Source organism: Campylobacter sp. DY7, assembly GCF_057802535.1.
The window spans coordinates 1-21,739 of sequence record NZ_JBYJAU010000012.1; the positions used below are offsets into that span (position 1 = coordinate 1).

General features: G+C 27.7%; 22 protein-coding genes. 19 read left to right on the forward strand and 3 right to left on the reverse strand.

Annotation, left to right across the window (positions count from 1 at the left end; all coding sequences use genetic code 11):
- Positions 1 to 1,358: 1,358 nt before the first annotated feature.
- The 3 genes from AC1B00_RS07535 to AC1B00_RS07545 are packed head-to-tail and all read right to left on the reverse strand — an operon-like array spanning position 1,359 to position 2,896.
- On the reverse strand, positions 1,359 to 1,667 hold the full coding sequence (locus tag AC1B00_RS07535; protein ID WP_488849081.1) for a hypothetical protein: 309 nt from the start codon (positions 1,665 to 1,667) through the stop codon (positions 1,359 to 1,361).
- Between the two features lie 30 nt (positions 1,668 to 1,697).
- Complete coding sequence (locus AC1B00_RS07540; RefSeq protein ID WP_488849083.1) at positions 1,698 to 1,859, reverse strand: hypothetical protein; 162 nt, start codon at positions 1,857 to 1,859, stop codon at positions 1,698 to 1,700.
- Positions 1,860 to 1,861: 2 nt separating this feature from the next.
- Positions 1,862 to 2,896, reverse strand: coding sequence for a sialidase family protein (locus tag AC1B00_RS07545; protein ID WP_488849085.1), 1,035 nt, complete (start codon positions 2,894 to 2,896; stop codon positions 1,862 to 1,864).
- Positions 2,897 to 3,337: 441 nt separating this feature from the next.
- Between AC1B00_RS07545 and AC1B00_RS07550 the strand changes: the two genes are divergently transcribed.
- The 19 genes from AC1B00_RS07550 (at position 3,338) to AC1B00_RS07640 (ending at position 21,737) form a co-directional block, all read left to right on the forward strand.
- Positions 3,338 to 5,386: a TonB-dependent receptor domain-containing protein gene (locus AC1B00_RS07550; RefSeq protein WP_488849087.1), complete on the forward strand. Its 2,049-nt coding sequence runs from the start codon at positions 3,338 to 3,340 to the stop codon at positions 5,384 to 5,386.
- Positions 5,387 to 5,510: 124 nt separating this feature from the next.
- Positions 5,511 to 7,547, forward strand: a complete 2,037-nt coding sequence (locus AC1B00_RS07555) for a TonB-dependent receptor domain-containing protein (RefSeq protein WP_488849089.1) — start codon at positions 5,511 to 5,513, stop codon at positions 7,545 to 7,547.
- 9 nt (positions 7,548 to 7,556) lie between these two features.
- A complete protein-coding gene (locus AC1B00_RS07560; protein WP_488849091.1) occupies positions 7,557 to 8,099 on the forward strand; it encodes a PepSY-associated TM helix domain-containing protein in 543 nt (180 codons plus the stop codon).
- A gap of 8 nt (positions 8,100 to 8,107) precedes the next feature.
- Positions 8,108 to 8,530: a TonB-system energizer ExbB gene (gene exbB / locus AC1B00_RS07565; protein ID WP_488849093.1), complete on the forward strand. Its 423-nt coding sequence runs from the start codon at positions 8,108 to 8,110 to the stop codon at positions 8,528 to 8,530.
- Positions 8,517 to 8,891, forward strand: coding sequence for a TonB system transport protein ExbD (gene exbD, locus AC1B00_RS07570; RefSeq protein ID WP_488849095.1), 375 nt, complete (start codon positions 8,517 to 8,519; stop codon positions 8,889 to 8,891). Before exbB ends, exbD begins: the two co-directional genes overlap by 14 nt.
- Positions 8,860 to 9,567, forward strand: a complete 708-nt coding sequence (locus tag AC1B00_RS07575) for a TonB family protein (RefSeq protein WP_488849097.1) — start codon at positions 8,860 to 8,862, stop codon at positions 9,565 to 9,567. The genes exbD and AC1B00_RS07575 overlap by 32 nt, the downstream gene beginning before the upstream one ends.
- 94 nt (positions 9,568 to 9,661) lie before the next feature.
- Complete coding sequence (locus AC1B00_RS07580; protein WP_488849099.1) at positions 9,662 to 10,183, forward strand: thermonuclease family protein; 522 nt, start codon at positions 9,662 to 9,664, stop codon at positions 10,181 to 10,183.
- A 53-nt stretch (positions 10,184 to 10,236) separates the two neighbouring features.
- Entirely contained in the window at positions 10,237 to 10,392 is a 156-nt protein-coding gene (locus tag AC1B00_RS07585) for a CstA-like transporter-associated (seleno)protein (RefSeq protein WP_239818040.1), read from the forward strand.
- 49 nt (positions 10,393 to 10,441) lie between these two features.
- Complete coding sequence (locus AC1B00_RS07590) at positions 10,442 to 10,573, forward strand: hypothetical protein (RefSeq protein WP_488849102.1); 132 nt, start codon at positions 10,442 to 10,444, stop codon at positions 10,571 to 10,573.
- A gap of 160 nt (positions 10,574 to 10,733) precedes the next feature.
- Positions 10,734 to 11,132, forward strand: coding sequence for an Rrf2 family transcriptional regulator (locus AC1B00_RS07595; protein ID WP_336612066.1), 399 nt, complete (start codon positions 10,734 to 10,736; stop codon positions 11,130 to 11,132).
- Positions 11,132 to 13,306, forward strand: a complete 2,175-nt coding sequence (gene flhA, locus AC1B00_RS07600) for a flagellar biosynthesis protein FlhA (protein WP_488849104.1) — start codon at positions 11,132 to 11,134, stop codon at positions 13,304 to 13,306. Before AC1B00_RS07595 ends, flhA begins: the two co-directional genes overlap by 1 nt.
- Before the next feature lie 11 nt (positions 13,307 to 13,317).
- Positions 13,318 to 14,340: a DHH family phosphoesterase gene (locus tag AC1B00_RS07605; protein WP_336612064.1), complete on the forward strand. Its 1,023-nt coding sequence runs from the start codon at positions 13,318 to 13,320 to the stop codon at positions 14,338 to 14,340.
- Positions 14,330 to 14,545, forward strand: coding sequence for a hypothetical protein (locus AC1B00_RS07610; RefSeq protein WP_336612063.1), 216 nt, complete (start codon positions 14,330 to 14,332; stop codon positions 14,543 to 14,545). Before AC1B00_RS07605 ends, AC1B00_RS07610 begins: the two co-directional genes overlap by 11 nt.
- 59 nt (positions 14,546 to 14,604) lie before the next feature.
- Entirely contained in the window at positions 14,605 to 17,211 is a 2,607-nt protein-coding gene (gene polA, locus AC1B00_RS07615) for a DNA polymerase I (RefSeq protein ID WP_488849107.1), read from the forward strand.
- 10 nt (positions 17,212 to 17,221) lie between these two features.
- Positions 17,222 to 18,364: a GGDEF domain-containing protein gene (locus AC1B00_RS07620; protein ID WP_488849109.1), complete on the forward strand. Its 1,143-nt coding sequence runs from the start codon at positions 17,222 to 17,224 to the stop codon at positions 18,362 to 18,364.
- Between the two features lie 36 nt (positions 18,365 to 18,400).
- Positions 18,401 to 19,174: a flagellar motor stator protein MotA gene (motA, locus tag AC1B00_RS07625; protein WP_239818047.1), complete on the forward strand. Its 774-nt coding sequence runs from the start codon at positions 18,401 to 18,403 to the stop codon at positions 19,172 to 19,174.
- A gap of 2 nt (positions 19,175 to 19,176) precedes the next feature.
- The gene (gene motB, locus AC1B00_RS07630) at positions 19,177 to 19,905 is read left to right on the forward strand and encodes a flagellar motor protein MotB (protein WP_488849110.1); all 729 of its coding nucleotides are present in this window, start codon (positions 19,177 to 19,179) and stop codon (positions 19,903 to 19,905) included.
- A gap of 388 nt (positions 19,906 to 20,293) precedes the next feature.
- Positions 20,294 to 21,010 (forward strand): amino acid ABC transporter permease, encoded by a 717-nt coding sequence (locus tag AC1B00_RS07635; protein WP_488849111.1) that lies wholly within the window; start codon positions 20,294 to 20,296, stop codon positions 21,008 to 21,010.
- Positions 21,003 to 21,737 carry an amino acid ABC transporter ATP-binding protein gene (locus tag AC1B00_RS07640; protein ID WP_488849112.1) on the forward strand — a complete coding sequence of 245 codons (735 nt, stop codon included), beginning with the start codon at positions 21,003 to 21,005 and terminating at the stop codon, positions 21,735 to 21,737. The genes AC1B00_RS07635 and AC1B00_RS07640 overlap by 8 nt, the downstream gene beginning before the upstream one ends.
- Positions 21,738 to 21,739 lie beyond the last annotated feature (2 nt).

The following is a 21,739-nucleotide window of genomic DNA, read 5'->3' on the forward strand; positions in this document are numbered from 1 at the left end:
AACTAATCTTATTACAATAAATATAATTATTCTAATAGAATATATGGTTTATTTATAAGATTTTAATTTAATTTAGAACTTGAAAGATTAGAGTGTTTATATTGTTTTAATTATATTAAAAATATAAAAGAACTACCAAAATTTTAATAATAGAAATTAAAATACAAATTTTACTAAAGCTTTTTATTAGGCTTTATGAGCGACCTATTTATTACCTTTTGTTTTTAAACTATGTTTTTGCTAGAATTAGGTTTGAAAGTTATAACAATTTGTGCGATGTTTAATTTATATGTTTTGTTTCAAACCATGTTTTGCTAGAATTAGGTTTGAAAGATAAATTAAGTGTTTATTCTCATAAATGATTGTTGTTTCAAACCATGTTTTGCTAGAATTAGGTTTGAAAGGGAAAACATCAAAACCATTGCTTTATGAAATTCTGAGTTTCAAACCATGTTTTGCTAGAATTAGGTTTGAAAGAAACTTTAAATTACTTAAAGTTTCACAAAGTAAGAAAGTTTCAAACCATGTTTTGCTAGAATTAAGTTTGACAGCTCACAAACTCCACCAATTGATGCATAATGCGATGTTTCAAACCATGTTTTGCTAGAATTAGGTTTGAAAGAGCTAGGTAAACTTGTCTAGCTTGTAAGGATTTAAGCTAACTTAAAGTTTGCTTATTTTCCACTTTGAAAATTTTGGCAAAAACAGCAGTTTTGTGGAAAAATAAGAAATCTTTAAGCTTAAAGTTAAGATTTTTAGCCTAAAATATCAGCTCAAACCTAATTCTAGCAAAACATTTAAGAGTTTGAAATCACCACAAGGTTGGTAAAATATCGGGCAACTGGCTTAGCCACCCCGATAAACTTTCATTATATAATTGATTGAAATTTTATAAAATATAAATAAATTAAAATATAGTTCATGATTTTATAAATAAATGTGATAAGTTTTTTAAGCTATTATAAAAATAAAAATACAATAAAAGTAAAAATTATATTTTTATATAATAAGATATAAAAGTTTTCAATTTAACATACACAAACATTGTAAAGTTCATCTGTTTATTTAATTACAAGTTCTTTTTTAGATATCTAAATAAATATAACTTCTTAAACTTGGATAATTCAAAAAGTATTTAATATAATTTTGAGTTTAAAAGATAATTAATTAGTGGAATTTGAATGTATTATATTGTTTGAATTGTTGTGCTCTTAAGGTTAGCCTTTAGTTATGTGAATAATTAGAGTGAATGTATTTATTTAATTTACTTATATTATTACTTATAAATTCCGAATTCAAATTCCTATTTTAAATTCTTTAAAATTTTCTTGGAATTTGAAATAGGAATTATAAAAATATCAATTATTTTTAGCTCTTATGATTATAAAAATAAAAGAGATGAGAAGCGATAAAATATCAAAAAATAAATTAAATTTATTAATCACAAACATACTTAAAAATAATGCAAATAAATAAATCAAAGCAAGGTTTTTATTAATAAAATAAGCAATCAAGCAGATTATCATAAGCACTATTACATTAAAATTACTATAAATATCAACGCTAATTATATTCAAATAAGCAAGTAAAAAAATAAAATTAATGCAAAACACAAACAAAGAGCCTTTAAAATCTATATACCTAGTTTGCTTAAAAATAATTAACATTAGCAAATAAAGACTAATTATGCTTATATTTTAGAATATACTATAAGTAAAATCATTTATGCTTAGCTCATTATAGATATTTATATTTGTAAGAATGATTATAGAAAACATAGTAATAATTGACTTTATAGAATATTTTTTCACAAAAATTACAAAAATTGCTAGATAAAGTAAGGTATAAAGAGCGTGCATGCTTAATCCTTTAATAAATATTGTTTTAAATTAATAAAATCACGATTATGTGTATAAGAAATATAAAATGAATTATCATCATTAACAACACTTGCATAACTCATTTCGTCTCCTTTATCAATATCATAAAGTTTTGTAAAATTTGAGTTTTTGTCCATTAAAGCTAGGCTTAATGTATTTCGCAAGCCTGTTAAATCACTATTATAAATTAGATAAATTTTATTGTTTGCATTAAATAAAGCTACTGAATTATCATAATTTTTAAGATTTGATTTTACTAAATCACCACATTTAAAGTATTTATCGCAAGTTAGAGTATATAAATCATTATTAGCCTTTTTATCAGCTCTAAAAGCAAATAAGATTTTAGAATTATCTAAAGCCATAACGCTTGGTTGAAACAAGCCATTTTTGTTTGTAATCTTGTTAATTTTTAACAATTCTCCACTTTCATCAAAAACTAAAGCAAGAGAATATTTATTCAAAAGTTCATGATAAATAGGTAAAATAAAGCCTTGTTTATCGCTAAAGCTAATATTCATAGCATTATTTTTCACCAAATGAGAGATATTTAAATAAGGGCTTAGATTAAGACTTTGCTTAAACTTAAAATTAATTATATTTATATCACTTACATAATGATATATCTTGCTATTTGCCCAGCCGCCAAAACTTACCCCTACAACAAATAAATGAATTTTATCATTGCAAGTTACAAGGACAGGATTTCCTAATTTTTTGATATATTCTTTAGTATCACTCATGAGTTTTTGTCTATCTAGTAAAATAAATGCATCGCTGATTTTTTCATTATCTTTTAGATTTGCATATATTTTTACATCTTTAGCACCTTCTTTAGAGCCTGCAAAATAAGTAATTAATAAATAATTATCTTTAAGCATTATAAGGCTTGATGAGTGAAAACTTTTTGGATTTTTGGAGTTTGGGATTTGCTCGCTTTTTTCTTCTTTTATGTTTGTTTTTTGAAGGTTTGTATTTATCTCATACTCTAAATTTGAAAAATACCCCCCCCCCATGCACAAATTATTGTGCTAATAAAAAATAAAATAAATTGTTTCATAATTTCCTTTCAAAATGATTTTGCTTAATCTAATACATAATTATTAATGTTTAGATTAAGAAAATAAATTTAATAATATTAAAGCTATTAAAAGACTTATTTTACAAAATAAAACTAAGGAATTTTAATCATAAAAATAAATAGATTTTGTTTTTATAGTTTTAAGAAATTTAAAAAAATAAGAACTAACAAACTTAAAAAGTAAATTCCTAATTCAAATTCCTTTAAAAAAACAATAAATTTTTAAAGGAATTTATTAATAATCATTATAAGAATTAATATATTTTAATAATTAACATAACTTTAATTAAACAATAAAAATTAAAATGATAATAAATTTTAATATTAACTCTTTTTATTATAGAATATCATTTTAATTATCAACTAAGGAGAAATCTTGAAAAAATCTTTTAAACTATCATTAGTTTTATGTTTAATGGGGGGGGGTATTAATTTAGCAGCTAATGATAATGCTACACTTGATACCATTGAGGTAAATGCGAATGCTATTGGTTATTCTAGTCTTGACTCATTTGATATTAGCAATAAAAATGCTTCTCATATAAGAGATATTATGCGTGATATTCCTGGCGTTTATGTTGGTGGTACAAATAATTTAAACCAAAAACTTTATATGCGTGGTGTAAATGATAGGGGTATTAATATTACAATAGATGGTGCAAGACAGCGTGGAAATGTGTTTCATCATTCAGCTGATTTGATTTTAGATACTGATTTATTAAAATCAGTTGATGTTGGAGTAGGTGTGCTAAGTGTTGTAAATAGCTCTGGTGCTTTAGGTGGTTCGGTTGCGTTTACTACTGCAAACGCATTTGATTTACTTGAAGATGGAAGTAATTTCGGTGGTAAAATCAAAACTTCTTATTCAAGTAATAATAAAGAATGGCAAAAGTCATTAACATCATACGGACAATACAACGGCTTTGGTTTATTAGGCTATGTAAATCATAAAGATTATGGATATGGTAAAGACGGCAATGGTAATGAGATAGGTGGAGATGGAAAAGACCTTAGCTATTTAATTAAAGCAAGTTTAGAAAAAGATGATAGCAAAGCAAATCTTAGTTTAGAGCATAATGAATATAAGGGCTTATATCCATTTAGAGCTGAATTTGGTGGAACTAACGCAGTTACAAAACAAAGATCGCAAGATTTAATAAATCAAAAAATGCTAAGAGACACCTATACAGCAAATTATAATTATAATCCTAGCGAATTAGTAGATTTAAACTTAAGAGCGTATTTAACTGAACACAGATTAAAATGGCTACCTTTTAGTGATGAATATGTGAAAGCAAACAACACTAGCACTAGAATTTTTGATGGTGGCGTAAGAACTTATGGTGTGTATTTGAATAATAAATCTATATTAGAAAATAGTGGATTTACACATACTTTTAAATATGGATATGAATTTTACAATACAAGTTCATTTATGAAAGAAAGCGGTAGCAAGTCTTTAGATGCAAGTGGCAATATAGTTACTAAAAATGCAAATCTAGCACCTAATGATAAAGCACAAAACCATTCATTCTATGTAGAAGATACAATCGCTTATGGTAATTTAAGCGTAATTCCTGGAATTAGATTTGATTATTTCAAATTAACAACTCTTGCTGATAATTTAAAACAAACTTCTTATTCTTTTAAAAATGTTTCACCTGCTATTGCAGTTGATTATAAGTTTAATAATGGCTTTAATTTATTTGCTGGGTATTCAAAAGTATTTAGAGGACCAGACCCGATTGAGTCTTTAAGACTTACAGAAGGTCAAGCTGCATCTATTATAGCTTCAAAAGATTTAGAGCCTGAAACAGGACATGCAAAAGAAATAGGATTTGGTTATAAGAATAGTTTTGATAGTCACAATGTAAATTTTATAGCTAAATACTTCCACACAGAATACCAAAATTTAATCAAAGAAATGGTTAGCACAACTGGTAAAAAAGGCGATCCAAGTTATGCTCGTGTTAATGGTGGTAAAGCAAATGTAAGTGGATTTGAACTTTTTGCAGGTTATAGCTATGAAGATTTTAAAACAAGCATAAGCTATACAACTCAAAAAACAGATTTAAGAAACAAAAACGACATTAAAGGTGGTGTTTTAGCATATAGCGATAGTGGCGATAAATATACATTTAATGCAGAATATTTCATTAGACCTATTGATTTAAACATAGGTTATAACTTGATTTATGTAACAAGTAAAAATATTGAAACTTTTGTGAAACCAAGCTATGCAGTAAGCGATGTTTATTTAAGTTATACACCTAGCTTTGCAAAGGGCTTAGAGCTTAATTTAAGCGTTAATAATATTTTCAATAAAGCATATTATTCACATTCACAAAGAGCATTTGGTAGTGATTCAAGAAACGATTGGGAAGCTGGTCGTGATGTAAGAATTAGCTTTAGTTATAAGTTTTAATATTATTTAAATTTGCGATTTAGAAATAAGTCGCAAATTATATAATGATAATAATTTTAAGTATATTTTAAGATTGTTATGTTTTAATAAAAATTTTTATAATTACTATCATAAAAGGATATGAATGTTTAAGAGAAAATTAGTATTTTCTATGTTTTTACTTACAAGTAATTTTATCTTTGCTAATGAAAACATTATTTTGGATGAAGTTGTAGTGACTGCTAGTGGATATGAGCAAGATATCAAAAATGCACCTGCAACTATAAATATAATTACTCAAGAAGATTTAAAAAGTAAAAATATCCAAGATTTAGGACAAGCTTTAAAAAATATTGCAGGAATTGATGTAAGCTTTAACAATCAAGGAACTAGCAATTTTAGTATTCGTGGTTTTGGTAAGGATTATGTATTAGTTTTAGTAGATGGGAAGAGAAAAAACAGCATAGCAGGATTTTTTGACCACGATATTAGCCCAAGCGATGGTTTTGCAATTCCTCCGATTGAAGCAATAGAAAGAATTGAAGTAATAAAAGGTGCTAGTTCAACTTTATACGGAAGTGATGCAGTAGGTGGTGTAATCAATATAATTACTAAGAAAAATACAAATAAATTTTATGCAAGTTTAAAGTTAAATACCCTTATAAACCAGCATAGTAGGTATGCAAATAGCGGTGGTTTTGAAACATTTTTAAACATTCCTATAACTGATAATTTTAGTTCAAGCTTTAGAGCAAAGTATTATAAAAAAGGTGCTTCAAAATTAGTTTATCCTAATGGTATTTTAGCAAGTAATCAAGGGGATAAATTACAAAATTATAATATAGGAACTAGACTTAATTATAATTTTTTAGATAATCATAATATATATTTTGATTATGAAAGAATTAATTCAGAGATTTTTTATATATCAGATAAGAGCGAAGAAAGAGATAAAAAAGTAATTCAAGATAATTTTGCATTAGATTATAAAGGTGAGATTGATACAACAAGCATAAATAGCTTTGCGCAAACTAATCTAATAAAAGATAAAAGCGCTAATTCAAAAGGCAAAACAATAGTAATTGATAATAAGCTAATTCATCCATTTGATTTTGATAAGTTTGGCATTGCGACTTTAAGTGCTGGGATTAATTATCAATATGAAGATTATAAGGGCGAAAGTGAATATGAAAGCAAAATGTTAAATGGTAAGAAATTAAGCCAGAAAACTTATTCGCCATATTTAGAATTAGAATATTTTTTGCCAGAAAATCTAACTATTATTCAAGGTTTAAGATACACAAAAAGCAATTTATTTGATAAAGAAATAAGCCCTAGAATTTATGCTAGTTATAATCTAAATGATAATTTTACTATTAAAGGTGGGGTTTCAAAAGGCTATAAATTACCAAAAATTAAAGAAATTTATAATGGCTTATTAGGAACAGTAAGAAGTGGTGGCAGAAATATTTATGGTAATCCTAATTTAAAACCAGAAAATAGTATTAACTATGAATTAGGATTTTATGTTGATTATTTGGATAATAATTTTAGTGTAGTTGGATTTATTACAAAGCTTAAAAACGAAATAGCTCAAGAAAGATTTTCAGATGGTGATTTAATGCCAAATGGCTTAATTTGTGAAAAACCAGCAAGCGCAAGAAATAATCACAAAGTTTGTAGAATTCCTATCAATAAAGATAAAAACACTACAAAAGGAATTGAACTAAGCTTTAAGAGTGCTAGCTTTAACGGTTTTAGTATTAATTCAAGTTATACATTTATGAATAAAACTTACGATGATAAAGAGAATAGATTTGGCACAAATAGGGTTGAAGGCTTGCCAAAGCATATAATTAACGCAATGCTAAATTATAAAAAAGATAAATTCTCATCATTTTTTCAAGCAAATGCTAGGCTTAATACATTAAAAGACTTTAGCGAAGCACCTATTAATAAGCCTAAATATAAAGATTTTTATACATTTGATTTAGGTTTTAATTATGATTTTACGAAGAATTCATCGCTTTCTTTTGTAGTTTATAACATTTTTGATAAGAATTACTTTAGTCCTTACGAATATGAAACAGGGCAAAGAACAAAAACTATGGTTTGGGGCAATGAATATGAAGATTACACTAATAGAAGAAGCTTTTATTTAAGTTTCAAATATGATTTTTAAGGATAAATAATGATTAGTAATAAAACTTGGATGAAAATACATTTATATCTAAGCTTGTTTTTCTTACCTATGGCATTAATTTATGCTGTTACGGGAGCTTTTTATATTTTTGGTTATGGAGTAAATGCTGGAGCAAATACTTTAGAAATTAAAATAAAAGATGAGGTAAATCACAATAACGCTAAAGATATAATGATAAATCTTATTAAAGAAAATAATTTAAAAATGCCAGATGATACAAGTGTAAAATTTGCAAGAAATACTTATTCTATGGGAACTTTAAGTAATAAATACTTGATTAAATTAGGTAAAGATGAACATAGATTTTTATCTTTTGATAGGAATTTATATGGTGTTTTATTACTTTTGCATAAATCTAATGGTGGTGTTTGGTTTGATATTTTAGCAGTTGGTTTTGCTGTTGCTTTAGCGATTTTTTATATCTCAGGGCTTTTTTTAACAGCGTTTTGTAAAAGAGATAAAAAGGGTGCTTTAATATCTACAATTTTAGGCATTGTTATTACAGCATTATGTGTTTATTTTAGTATTTAGGAGAAGAGATGGAATTTTTAAAAGAATATTTAGATTATTTTGTTTTTGCTATTTTGTTTTTTATGAGTTTTTTAGTTTTAGCATTTAGTATTGAAAGACTTATATTTTTTAGTAATGTAAAGGTAAATAATTATAAAAATAAAGATGAGTTAGAAGTAGCACTTAGCAAAAATCTTACCTGTCTTTACATCGTTTATCAAAATGCACCTTATATCGGGCTTTTAGGCACGGTTATTGGAATTATGATTACTTTTTATGATATGGCAAATGCTGCTAGTATGGATGCAAAAAACATTATGCTAGGACTTTCACTTGCACTCAAAGCAACAGCACTTGGACTTGTTGTAGCAATTCCTACTCTTATGATATACAACGCTTTTAATAGAAAAGTAGAAGTAAAATTAGCAGAGTTTGGCAATGAGAGTAAATAAAGAAGGTTTAAATCTAGTTCCATTCATTGATATTATGCTGGTTTTACTATGTATCGTGCTAAGCGTTAGCACCTTTATAGCAGAAGAAAAAATCGCTATAAACTTACCAAAATCAGAAAATAGTGTAAGTGTAGAAGATAAGCAAAAGACTTTTATTAGTATTAATGAAAATGGTGAATTTTTTTACAATGACAAAGCTTTAAACTACGAAGAACTAAAGTCTAGCTTAAATAGTATAAGTAAAGATGAAATAATTATTTTACGCTCAGACGAAAACGCTAGTTATAAGTATTTTGTAATGGTAATAGATTTGTTAAAAGAATTAAGACATGAAAATTTCGCTATTGCAACACAAAAATAAAATCGCATTTTTTATCTCCTTTTTAATTCATGCGATTTTGTTGGTGTATTTTTTAAAATTCGATGTAAAGGCAAGTGAGATTAAGAATGATAAGGCATTATCGGTGCTTTTTTATACTCCTAGCGTAGCGGTTAAAGAAGAAGTAATTAAAGAAGAGATAGTAGAAGAGATTATAGAAGAAGTTAAAGAAGAGATAGTAGAAGAGCCGCTAGCTATTAAGAAAAAACATTTCAAAAAGCCAAAAAAAGAAGTTAAAAAAGAAAGAAAAAAGGAAGTAAAAAAAGAAATTAAAGAAGAACAAGTAATTAAAGAAGAAGCAAAACAAGAAATAAACGAAGTAAATAATCAAGTAAGCAATATAAAGGATAATAAGCCAAGCAATGAAACAATGGCAGGTGGAAATACTAAAGATGAGCTTATATCTCATATACAATCAGTATTGAATAAAAGTGCTAAGAAAAATTATCCTATGAGTTCTAGAAAAAGAAGAGAACAAGGAATTGTGGTTGTTGGATTTACTTATGATTATGGAAATGCAAGAAATATAAAAATTATCAAAGCATCAAAATACGAAAACTTAAATCAAGCAGGTATTAAAAGCGTAGAAAATGCTAAATTTAAAAAATATGATAGAGTTTTAGATATTAGTGTTCCGCTTAAATTTAGCCTACATTAAAATAAATTCCTATTTTAAGAATTTGAAATAGGAATTACACTGCAATATTAAATAATTTTATTATTATATGCAATAAAAATTATAAGGATAAATTATGAAAAAACCTACAAAAGCACAAATGAAATTAATTCAAAAACTACCATTTAAATATCAAATAATAGCTTTAATTATATTTTTAGTTGTTGCAAATTTTTCTTATTTTAGCTCTTTTACTAAAGAATATTCACTAGAGCATGTAAGTGATGGAGATACTATAACCTTACTTGCAAAAGGAGAAAAAATAAAAGTTAGATTTTATGGTATAGACGCACCTGAGAGCGCTCAAGAATACGGGCAGTTTTGTAAGGATATGTTAGGAGATTTTTTAAAAGGAAAAGAGATTAAATTAGAAATAAAAGATAAGGATAAATACGGAAGAGTAGTAGGTATAGTTTATGCGAATAATGAAGATATAAATCAAAAAATGGTAAGAAATGGATGTGCTTGGTCGTATCAAAATTACACTAAAAAATATTTAGAAGATGAAAAATATGCAAGAGTAAACAAACTAGGCTTATGGCAAAGCAAAAACCCACAAAATCCAAGAGATTTTAGATTAGAACATAAAAGAAATTAATTAGCAAATATTTTATGCTATCTTTTAATTTTAAATTATAACAAGGAGTAGCTATGGGATTTTTTGACAAAATAAAAGCAGCTTGTGGAATTCCTGATTATGAAGCTTACTTAAAAGAGCATAAGGAAAAGCACCCAAACGAAGAGCCTTTAAGCAAAGAAGAGTTCTTAAAGCGTGAAAAAGAACGCCTTAACTCAAATTGTGCTTGAGGTTAATTAAGAAGCAAGTTTGCTTATACAAGTTAATTAAGGACAAGCAATGTTTAAGAAAATTTTAGAAGTTTTTAAAACAAAAACACAAAGCTATGAAAGCTATTTAGTAGAGTGTGAAAAAAACGGCGTAAAGCCAAAAAGTAAAGAAGAATTTCAAGCAGTTAAAAAAAGTTGCTGAATATTTAAAAGAAACTAGTTAGTTTATACAAAAATCTCCTTTTTTAGGAGATACTTTACTCTTAGCTTTACTGATAAAGCTAATCAATAATCATTATAATTTAATTCGTGTATTAAATAAAAAAAGTTAAGATTTATATAAAAAATATTTAAGGAAAATTATGTTATTTACAAGAGCAAGTGAGTATGCTTTAATTAGTTTAATTTACATAGCAAAACATCAAAGCCCAGTTGATGTAGATACTTTATCAAATGAATTAAATATACCAAGAAGTTTTTTAGCAAAAATTTTACAAAACCTAGCAAGAGCTGATATTTTAAAATCCTATAAAGGTATAAATGGCGGTTTTATTTTAGCAAAAGATGCAAGTAAAATAAATATAAAAGATGTGATAATTTCAGCTGAGAAAAAAGAGCCTTTAGTATTTGAATGTAGTGGCGATGATAAATGCCCTAATAATAGGCATGATACTTGTAAGATTTATCCAATAATCAATAATCTTCAGAATAAAATCAATGTGTTTTTAACAGATATTACGCTTGAACAGATTTTAAAATAATGGCAGGACAGACAAAAAGTATAGGGGAATTAGTAGCTCCGTATTTAGCACCGGTGCTAAAATTCAAAAGCCTTACAATGGTGTTTTTAATAGTTGCTATTTTAGCAATTATTATTGTTCCATTGCCTTCGGGAATACTTGATTTTTGTCTTGCTTTAAGTATTGCAATATCGGTGCTTATGATATTAATTTCAATGTATATACCAAAGCCAACTGATCTTACAACCTTTCCTACCTTAATATTGGTAATTACTCTTTTTAGATTAAGTCTAAACATAGCAACAACAAGAATGATTTTAAGCAAAGGTCATGAAGGACCTGCTGCAGTTAGCGATATAATCGCAAGTTTTGGCGAATTCGTTGTAGGTGGAAACTATGTAATCGGGGTGGTTGTTTTTTGTATATTAGTTTTAATAAATTTCATGGTTGTAACAAAGGGTTCAACTCGTGTAAGTGAAGTTCAAGCAAGATTTACACTAGATGCAATGCCAGGAAAGCAAATGGCAATTGATGCGGACTTAAACGCAGGTCTTATTACAGAAGAACAAGCTAGAGAAAGACGCCAAGAAATCATAGGAGAAGCAAACTTCTATGGAGCTATGGATGGATCTTCTAAGTTTATTAAAGGTGATGCAGTAGCTGGTATTATTATTACTATCGTTAACGTTGTTGGTGGCTTAATGATAGGTATGTTTCAGCATGATATGGATATTTCACTAGCGGCTTCTTATTATACTATTTTAACAATAGGCGATGGTCTAGTATCTCAAATCCCAGGTCTTATTACTTCAACTGCAACAGCTATAATCATCACTCGTGCAAGTAAAGAAGAAAAGCCATTTGCTGAAAAATCTTTAGAGCAATTATTTGGTGATGCTCAAACATTATTTATAGTAGGATTTATTTTATTTGTTTTTGCTTTAGTTCCTGGTCTTCCTACGCTTTCTTTGGGTTTTATGGCTTTTGTCTTTTCTGGTTTAGGCTATTTAATGCTCAAAACTAAAGATGAAAATTTCTTAAAAACCAAAACAAAACCAAAAGCACAAGCAGGACAACAAGCGCCTACAAGTGCAGGTGCAGCTCCAAGCACACCACCTAAAAAGAGTGAAGCAGAAATTGCAGCTGAAAGAAAGAAAAAGACAGAAGATAGCTTAAAGCTTGAAATGTTAGAACTTCAAATAGGTTATTCTTTACTTAAAATTGCTGAAAATGACTTAGTAGATAGAATTCCTACAATGCGTCAAACAATAGCTAAAAACTTAGGCTTTTTAATGCAAGATATAAGAATTACTGATAATTTGCAGTTACAACCTAATGAATATTGCTTTATTATAAGAGGAATTCCTGTTGCAAAAAATATTATTTATCCTGATAAATTTTTAGCAATTGATAATGGTTTTGATGAAACTGATGAGCTTGAAGGTATTGAAGTAATTGAGCCTGCTTTTGGCTCAAAAGCTATTTGGATTGATCCAAGTGAGAAAAACAAAGCTACTATGAGTGGTTATGTTGTAGCTCATCCAGGAGCTGTGATTTGTACTCATATTAGTGAATTAATTAAGCAAAATGCTGCCGAGCTTTTAACCTTACAAGAAGTGCATTATTTATTAGAAAAATTAAAAGCAACCCAAAGCATTGTTGTAGAAGAATGCTTAAAAGTAGCTCCTATTAGCTTAATTCAAAAAGTTTTAAGACAATTATTAAAAGATCAAATCCCTATTAAAGATATGGGAAGTATTTTAGAACAAATCATAGTTTTAGCAAAAGTTACTCAAGATGAAGATATTATAACCGATCATGTAAGAGTTGCTTTAAATAGGGTTATTACTAATTTATATTTAGATGAGAACGGCACTTTACAATTTTACGCATTTTCAAATAAGGTAAATGCAAGATTGCAAGAAATGTTAGTAACAAATAAATTAGGAAATATTACCTTAGCTATTAATATGGAGCAAACTCATGCACTATATACTGCATTAAACGATAAGGTAAATGAGCATTATAGTATGCAATCTAGTGCTTTTGTATTATTAGTAGAATCTAATGTAAGAAGAAAAATAGCTGAAATTTGCATGAAATATGGCTTAAAGCAAGTTGTTGTATTAGCATTTTCAGAAATGGCAAATAATACAAACTTTAATAACTTAGGCAATATTGATGCAGATATTTAGAAAGGAAAATAATGAAGATATATCACTTAAGCCATACTGATTTAGATGGATATGGCTGTCAATATGTAGTAGCTAATTATTTTAAAAATTGTGAATTTTATAATTCTAATTATGGCAAAGAAATTGAAGAAAGATTTGATGAAATCATACAAAAAATAGAAGCAAATCCAAATGAATTAGCACTTATTTTAATAACCGATGTAAATCCAATTGATAGTGTTTGCGAAGATTTTAGCAATAGGGTTGCAAAGTTAGAAAATGCTAAATTATTACTACTAGATCATCATCAAACAGGCAAGGCTTGTATGGAAAAATATCCGTGGTATTTGCTAGATAGCTCAAGGTGTGCTACTAAGATTACTTATGATTTTTTTAGCAAAATTTTTGGCGAAGATAAAGAGCTTAGTTTAATGGTTGATATTATTAATAGTATTGATATTTGGCTAAGTGATAACAAGCATTTTGAATTAGGCAAAATTTTAATGCAAATAATTGCAAGTAGTAAAGAGATTAATAGAGTTATGTTTGCTAAGCAAAACCATGCTTATATGTTCTTTTTATTAAATAAAGCTAAGGAATTTTTTCATCTAAATGAGCCACATATTGCATTAGAAGATGCAACACATAAAATTAAAAAAGAGTTTTTTAAAAGTAATAAAAACGATACCTTATGCAATCTAATAAGTGATTATTTAGTAAGAATTTTAAGCGAAAACAAAGAAGATTACACAATATATTATAAAGACAAAAAAGGCTTATTAGTTTATGATATAGGCAATGTTAGTGTAATAGGTAATGATTTTTTAGTTAAAAATCCTGAATATGATTTCTTTTTAGAAATAAATCCAGGTAAGAAAATATCTCTTAGAGCAAATAATAAAATAGATGTAAGTTTATTTGCTAAGACTGCTTTTAATGGTGGCGGACACGCTAATGCAAGTGGCGGAATATTTTCATCTTATAAAGATTCTAATGTATATTCTAAAATCTACGAACAAACTAAAACTTATTTGGAGAAATTTAATGAAAAATGAAGAAATTGAAGATTTAATGCTAGAAATTGCTTTAATGCATAAAGCAGCTTTATATTATGCAGGAGTTAAGGAAAATTGTTTAGAAAAAGCAGCTTTTGCATATCTTGAATTAATTGATGAGGTTGATTGCGAAGATGACTTCGGACTTATTATAAAAACGATGGAATTATTAAAGAAAAAACACCCTGAGTTTTTTAATAATTAATCTAAAGAATTTGAAATAGGAATTTCAAATTCTTAAAATCTACTTTAAAGGTTGCTAATATGAAAAAATTAATTGTAATTGATACTTTAAACGTTTTATTTCGCTCATACTATGCTATGAGAAATTTAAGAAGTGCAAAAGATGAAAAACCAATAGGAATGATTTTTGGTTTGCTTAACTTTATTTTAAAAATCGTTGAAGAAGTTGAATGCGATTATGTAGTATTTGCACTAGATAGCTCAGGTGGTTCGTTTAGAAAAGAGCTTTTGCCAGACTATAAAGCAAATAGAAAAGAATTAGAAGATGATTTAAGAGTTCAGATTCCAATTTGTATTGAGCTTATTAAAAAATCAGGATTTTTAAGCATAGAAGTATCAAATTACGAAGCCGATGATGTAATAGCAAGTGTTGCAAAATACGCAAAAGAAAAAGGCTTATTTACAAGCATTTATTCAACCGATAAAGACCTTTATCAATTACTTGATGATAATAATACCGAGCTAATAGGCAAAAACTATGAAATTATTAATGAATTAGCGTGTTTAGAAAAATTCGGAGTAAAGCCTAATCAAATGCTAGATTATTTAACATTAGTAGGCGATAGTGCAGATAATTTTAAAGGTATTCCTGGTATAGGTCCAGTTGCTGCGAAGAAATTATTAAATGAATATGGAAGCCTTGATAATGTATATAAAAATTTAAATGTTTTAGGCAATAAAAGCTCACAAAAAAAACTAATAGAGCATAAAGAAGATGCGATTTTATCTAAGAAATTAGCAAAATTAGTTGATGATTTGCCTTTAGGAGATTTCTTAGAAAGTGCTAGAAAACCTAGCATAAATGTATTTAATAATATAGCTGATGAATTAAGAGAATTTGAATTATTTAAGTTTTTAAAGCTAATAAACAATGAAGTAAAAGTAGAAAAACAAAAAGAAATATCAATGGATTTTAATGCTATTTTATTAGATACAAAAGAAGAATTATTTAAAGTTGTTGATAGTATTAATGGCGTAATAGGTTTTGATACAGAAACAACGGGGCTTAATTTTGATGATAAGATTGTTGGTTTTTCATTTTGTTATGAGAACAATAGTTATTATGTGCCGATTTTGCATAAAAATTCAAAAAATATTTCAAAAGAAGATGCAATTAAAGCTATTACAAAATTATTTGAAAATGAAATCATAGGACATAATTTAAAGTTTGATTTAAAAATGCTTTCAAATGATTTAGGAATTAATTTTCCAAAAAATTATAAAGATAGTATGATAGCAGCTTGGTTGCTTGATCCAAGCTCAAAATTTTCTCTTGATTTTTTAGCTAAAGAATATTTTGATTATTCTTGCTTAGCTTTTGAAGAAGTGGTAAAAAAGGGCGAAAATTTTAGCGATATTGATACAGCTTTAGCTTGTAAATATGCAAGCGAAGATGCGTTCATTACAAAAGCTATTTATGAATATGTGTATTCAAAATTAGATGATGAGCGTAAAAAAGATTTTGTTTATGAATGTGAGTTTATTAAAGTTTTAATTTCTTTAGAAACTAATGGAATTAGTCTTAATAAAAATAAATTATTAGAATTAAAAACAATCTTAGAAAATAATTTAAAAGAATTAGAAGAGCAAGTATTTAGCGAAGTTGGCGAAAGCTTTAATCTAAATTCTCCTAAGCAATTAAAAGAGATTTTATATGAGAAATTAGCACTCCCTAATAATTATAAAGGCTCAACAAACGAAGAAGCACTGCAAAACCTAGCTCATCCTGTGGCTAAAATAATCTTAGAATATAGAAGTGCTAATAAGGTTTTAAGCACTTATGTTCTACCTTTACTTGAGTTAAATACAAATAATGAAGATGAATTTATAGTTCGCTCAAATTTCTTACAAACAGGAACAGCTACTGGAAGACTTAGCTCAAATAATCCAAATTTACAAAACATTCCAGCAAGAAGCAAATATGCTAATTTATTAAAAGAAGCCTTTGTTGCAAAGCAAGGATATTCTTTCATAAGTCTTGATTATTCTCAAATAGAATTAAGAATGCTTGCTCATTTTAGTAAAGATGAAAATTTATTAAAAGCCTTTTTATTAGATGAAGATATTCATACAAGAACAGCGATTGAGATTTTTAAAGAAAGTGATAAAGAAAAGAGAAATTATGCAAAAAGCATAAACTTTGGTCTAATTTATGGAATGGGTGCAAGGCGTCTTAGTGAAGAGCTAAAAATACCTTATAGTGAAGCTAGTGAATATATCAAAAAATACTTTAATTCTTTTAGTAGTATTAAAGATTATTTTGAAAATACAAAAAAACAAACAAAAGATTTAGGCTATATAAAAACTCTTTTAGGTAGAAAGAGATTTTTTAAATATACAAACGATATTAAGGTTAATAACGCACACGATAGAGAATGTATAAATAGTATTTTGCAAGGCTCGGCTGCTGATTTAATTAAATTAGCTATGATTAAACTTTATCCATATTTAAATAAAGAAATTAAATTAATTTTGCAAATTCATGATGAATTAATATTTGAAGTAAAAGACGAAAGAGTTTTAGAGTTTTCTAAAATAGCTCGTAATATTATGGAAAATGCTTATGGATTAAATGTAAAGCTTAAAACTAGCCTTAGTGTAGGCAAAAGTTGGGCAGAGTTAAAATAAAGGGGACAAAATGAATTTATTATTTGATTGGACAAAAGACTATGAAACTAGCTTAATTGAAGTTGATGAGCAACATAAATATTTAGTTAGCTTAACAAATGAAATTGCGATTAAACTTAGTGAAAAATCTCTTAATAAGCAAGAATTAGATGAAGCTTTTAAGAAGATACTAGATTATGCAAGTTATCACTTTATGGCTGAAGAAAAATTGATGAAAGAAAAAAATATCAATAGTATTTTTTATGAAAAACACGAAAAAAGCCATAAACAATTTGTAGAACAAGTGCAACAATTATTCCTTGAAGTTGGAGATGGGGTTAATAAAGAAGCTGTTAGAAGTCTTTTAGAATTTTTAATCTCATGGCTTGCTTTTCATATTTTAGGAACCGATCAAAATATGGCAAAGCAAATTGATTTGATTGATAAAGGGCATTCGCCTAACGAAGCTTATGAAATGGTAGAGCAAAATACTAATAAACAAACAGAACCTTTAGTAAAAGCTTTAAATGGCTTAGTAAATGTTGTAATTAAAAGAAATAATGAATTATTAGAGCTTAAGAGAAATCTTGAGTTAAAAGTGATGGAAAAAACTAGAGAATTATCAGCAGCAAATCAAACGCTAAGAACTTTAGCTTCTACTGATGTTTTAACAAATTTGCCTAATAGAAGATATTTGTTTGAAGCTTTAGAAGTGATTTTAGAAGAAGCAAAAGAAAATTTACTTCTTACAAGTGGGCTTATGATAGATTTAGATAATTTTAAAGAAGTAAATGATAATTATGGTCATGAAATGGGAGATAAAGTATTAAAAGAATTTTCTCAAGCAATCAAAGAAGCGATTAGAACCGATGATGTATTTGCTAGACTTGGTGGAGATGAGTTTTTCTTACTTTTACCAAATACAGATTCAAGGGGTGCATTTATACTAGCAAGCCAACTTTTAGAGCTAACTAGAAAGTTAAATGTAAGAGTAGGCGATAGATTAGATGATAGATGGAATAGCAGCATTAGCATAGGAATTGCAACAATAGCTCCAAGCAAAATAACCTGTGCAAATGATTTTATGAAAAAAGCCGATTTAGCAGTATATGCAGCTAAAAATGCTGGTAAAAATTGCATTAGAGTTTATAATGAAGAAATTTTAACTAATTAAATGTATGATTTTTAGATTTAAAATAAAGGAAATATTGTGGATTTAACAACGGTCTTAGGAATGGTTTTAGCGCTTACTTCAATATGCGTTGGAGATATTTTAGAAGGTGGTAACCCGCTACATCTTATACATATATCATCGGTTCTTATCGTTTTGCCTACGGCGTTTTTCTCAACTATGGTTGCTACAAATAAATACTATATAAAAGGTGCTTTTAGGGAACTAAAGATAGTTTTTAAAGGTAGCGGAGTTAATTTTCAAGCAAGAGTAGATCAATTAGTAGAATTTGCTTCAATTGCTAGAAAAGATGGGCTTTTAGCACTTGAGCCAAAAGTAGCAGAAATAGATAATGCTTGTTTAAAATCAGCAATGATGATGATGGTTGATGGTAAAGACGTAGAAGAGATAAAAGAAAGTATGGAGTTAGATATTTCTCACTCAGAAACATATTATGATGAATGTAGAGAGTTCTTTTGTCGTGTAGGAGAGTCATGCCCTACGTTTGGACTTGTTGGAGCGGTGTGCGGACTTATGCTTGCTCTTCAACTACTAGATGACCCACAAGCAATGGCTATGGGTATTGCGGGTGCTTTTACGGCTACTGTTACTGGGATTTATTGTTGTTATGGTGTGTTTGTTCCTTGGGGTAATAAAATTAAGGGTAACGGACACGATCTTATTATGGAAAAAGAGCTTATGATGGCAGGGGTAATTGGTATAGCAGAAGGTGCAAACCCAAGAGATTTAGAACAAAAATTATTCTTATATATGCCACATGGTGTTGTTCCAAAATCACAATTTGGTGAATAATAATGGCTAAGAAAAAAAAGTGCCCACCGATTCCAGCGTGCGAGAAGTGGGCTGTTCCACTAGCTGACTTCTTCTCGTTATTACTTGCTTTATTCATTGCTTTATATGCTATTGCTTCGGTTAATACGGATAAGGCAAAGGCTCTTACAAAAGAGTTTGTTAAGATTTTTGATTTTCCTAGCACACAAGTTGTAGAAAAAGAGAGCAAAACAGATGGTAAGTATAATCCATCAAATAATGAAGATTCAAAAGCCCTTCAAGCTCAGAATATAAACCAACAAGAAAGCATAGAAAAGTTAAAAGCAATTTTAGACCAAAAAGAAAATCAATTTTATATGGAATTACCATCGGTTTTATTTTTTAACAAAGATGAAACCAAAGTAAGCAATAGCGATGATATGCTTTATTTAAAAAGAATTAAAATGATAATGCACGGCTTAGGAGATGGAGTTCAGCTTGAAATTCGTGGCTTTAGCGATAATGATGATAGTTATTTAACAAGCTTTGATTTAGCAACAGCAAGGGCAAGAGAAGTTTTAGAGATTTTAATTAAAAGCGGAGTTGATTCATCAAAACTTAGCATAAAAAGTTATGGAGCAAATAGCCCTAGATTTGATAATAATGGCAGTGAAAGTGTGAAAAATAATAGAGTTGAGCTATATTTTAAAACAGATATAAACGACATAAAATCACAAAAAACCATTCTTGATGCAGTAGAAAATGTAAAATAATTTTTCAAATTCCTATTTCAAATTCCAAAGAATTTAAAATAGGAATTTGCTACTTAATTTCATAAAATTTCAAATCCTAATTCCTATTTCAAATTCTTTTTGCTTTATTAAAATTACATAGCAAGAATTAAGAAAATTTATAAATACTTTGTAATAAATATTTTAAGCTTAAAATTCAATTAATTTAATAAATCATTAAGATAAAAAAGAGATAATCAAACTTAATTTTTTTAAAAGGACGAGAAGATGAAAATCATAGATTTAATCAAGCACAACAAATACCTTACAATCCGTCAAATTTCTCGTTCAAATCTACGCAATATTCATTAATTTATAGTTTTAGTTGTGTTTTTACACCTTATTTATTTTTAGTTTTAAAGGAAAAAAATTGAAAAATTTAGAAAATATATTTAAAGTAGTTTTTCCACTTGCAATAGTTGTAATTACTACTTATTATTGTTATCCATTCAAAGAGCTTAGCGAAGCTGAACATTTAGCTTATTTAAAGAGTTATGGAACAACTTTAGGGCTTACATCACTTGGTTTAGTTATAGGTCTTACAGGTGGATTTTTATTAGCATTTTTGTTAGTGCTTAGAAATAGATTTTTAACAATGTTAATTAACGAATATTTAGACCTTATTAGAGGTATGCCATTAATGCTACTTTTAATGATATTTGCATTCGTTGTATTTGCACAAGTTGAAAATGTATTTTTTGTAGCTGTTATTGCTTTAGGTCTTAATTCAAGTGCTTATGTTGCAGAAATCATTAGAAGTGGAATAGAAAGCGTTGATAAAGGTCAAATGGAAGCAGCAAGGTCAATGGGTTTATCACATTTTCAAGCTATGAGAATGATAGTTTTCCCACAAGCTGTTAAAAATATCATTCCAGCTTTAGCAAATGAATTTATTTCATTATTTAAAGAAACTTCGGTAGTTGCGTTTATTAGTGTTGTGGATTTGACATTTCAAAGCAAGATTTTTCAATCTCTTTTATACGATCCAAAACCTTATATTTTCGCAGGTGTTGTGTATTATGCTAGTGTTAAAGTATTTACATTTTTTGTAAGATTATTAGAAATGAGGCTAAAGAAAAATGATTAAGATTTCTAATTTATGTAAAAATTATGGCAATTTACAAGTTTTAAAAGATATTAGTGTTGATATTAATAAAGGCGACATAATAGCAATTATAGGGCCTAGTGGCGGTGGAAAAAGCACATTTTTAAGATGCTTAAATAGATTAGAAGTAGCAGATAGTGGCAAAATCTTAATCAATGATGAAAATATTTTAGATGAAAAAATTGATATAAATAAACACAGACAAAAAGTATCAATGGTATTTCAGCATTTTAATTTATTTGCAAATAAAAATGTTTTAGATAATTTAATCCTAGCACCTACTAGCTTACAAATTTTAAGCAAAGATGAAGCAATAACAAAGGCTAGAAATCTTTTAGCAAAAGTTGGCTTAGCAGATAAAGAAGAGTTTTTTCCACACAAACTAAGTGGCGGACAAAAGCAAAGAATTGCAATAGCAAGAAGTCTTATGATGGAGCCTGAGATTATACTTTTTGATGAGCCAACTAGTGCGCTTGACCCTGAAATGGTAGGAGAGGTTTTAAGCTTGATTAAAGAAATAGCAAAATCAAAAAATGCTCCTATTATGATTTTAGTAACACACGAAATGGGTTTTGCAAAAAATGTTGCTAATAGAATATTTTTTATGGAAAGTGGCAAAATCGCAGTAGATGATACACCACACAATGTATTTAATAATAGTTCTAATGTTAGATTAAATGAGTTTTTAAACAAGGTTTTAAATCATTAAAA

What these genes read in the sequence shown, in the direction of transcription:
- AC1B00_RS07535 (WP_488849081.1), bottom strand. Translation starts at nt 1,667, where the DNA reads ATGTTAATTATTTTTAAGCAAACTAGGTATATAGATTTTAAAGGCTCT.
- AC1B00_RS07540 (WP_488849083.1), bottom strand. Translation starts at nt 1,859, where the DNA reads ATGCACGCTCTTTATACCTTACTTTATCTAGCAATTTTTGTAATTTTT.
- AC1B00_RS07545 (WP_488849085.1), bottom strand. Translation starts at nt 2,896, where the DNA reads ATGGGGGGGGGGTATTTTTCAAATTTAGAGTATGAGATAAATACAAAC.
- AC1B00_RS07555 (WP_488849089.1), top strand. Translation starts at nt 5,511, where the DNA reads ATGTTTAAGAGAAAATTAGTATTTTCTATGTTTTTACTTACAAGTAAT.
- AC1B00_RS07560 (WP_488849091.1), top strand. Translation starts at nt 7,557, where the DNA reads ATGATTAGTAATAAAACTTGGATGAAAATACATTTATATCTAAGCTTG.
- exbB (WP_488849093.1), top strand. Translation starts at nt 8,108, where the DNA reads ATGGAATTTTTAAAAGAATATTTAGATTATTTTGTTTTTGCTATTTTG.
- exbD (WP_488849095.1), top strand. Translation starts at nt 8,517, where the DNA reads ATGAGAGTAAATAAAGAAGGTTTAAATCTAGTTCCATTCATTGATATT.
- AC1B00_RS07575 (WP_488849097.1), top strand. Translation starts at nt 8,860, where the DNA reads ATGAAAATTTCGCTATTGCAACACAAAAATAAAATCGCATTTTTTATC.
- AC1B00_RS07580 (WP_488849099.1), top strand. Translation starts at nt 9,662, where the DNA reads ATGAAAAAACCTACAAAAGCACAAATGAAATTAATTCAAAAACTACCA.
- AC1B00_RS07585 (WP_239818040.1), top strand. Translation starts at nt 10,237, where the DNA reads ATGGGATTTTTTGACAAAATAAAAGCAGCTTGTGGAATTCCTGATTAT.
- AC1B00_RS07590 (WP_488849102.1), top strand. Translation starts at nt 10,442, where the DNA reads ATGTTTAAGAAAATTTTAGAAGTTTTTAAAACAAAAACACAAAGCTAT.
- AC1B00_RS07595 (WP_336612066.1), top strand. Translation starts at nt 10,734, where the DNA reads ATGTTATTTACAAGAGCAAGTGAGTATGCTTTAATTAGTTTAATTTAC.
- flhA (WP_488849104.1), top strand. Translation starts at nt 11,132, where the DNA reads ATGGCAGGACAGACAAAAAGTATAGGGGAATTAGTAGCTCCGTATTTA.
- AC1B00_RS07605 (WP_336612064.1), top strand. Translation starts at nt 13,318, where the DNA reads ATGAAGATATATCACTTAAGCCATACTGATTTAGATGGATATGGCTGT.
- AC1B00_RS07610 (WP_336612063.1), top strand. Translation starts at nt 14,330, where the DNA reads ATGAAAAATGAAGAAATTGAAGATTTAATGCTAGAAATTGCTTTAATG.
- polA (WP_488849107.1), top strand. Translation starts at nt 14,605, where the DNA reads ATGAAAAAATTAATTGTAATTGATACTTTAAACGTTTTATTTCGCTCA.
- AC1B00_RS07620 (WP_488849109.1), top strand. Translation starts at nt 17,222, where the DNA reads ATGAATTTATTATTTGATTGGACAAAAGACTATGAAACTAGCTTAATT.
- motB (WP_488849110.1), top strand. Translation starts at nt 19,177, where the DNA reads ATGGCTAAGAAAAAAAAGTGCCCACCGATTCCAGCGTGCGAGAAGTGG.
- AC1B00_RS07640 (WP_488849112.1), top strand. Translation starts at nt 21,003, where the DNA reads ATGATTAAGATTTCTAATTTATGTAAAAATTATGGCAATTTACAAGTT.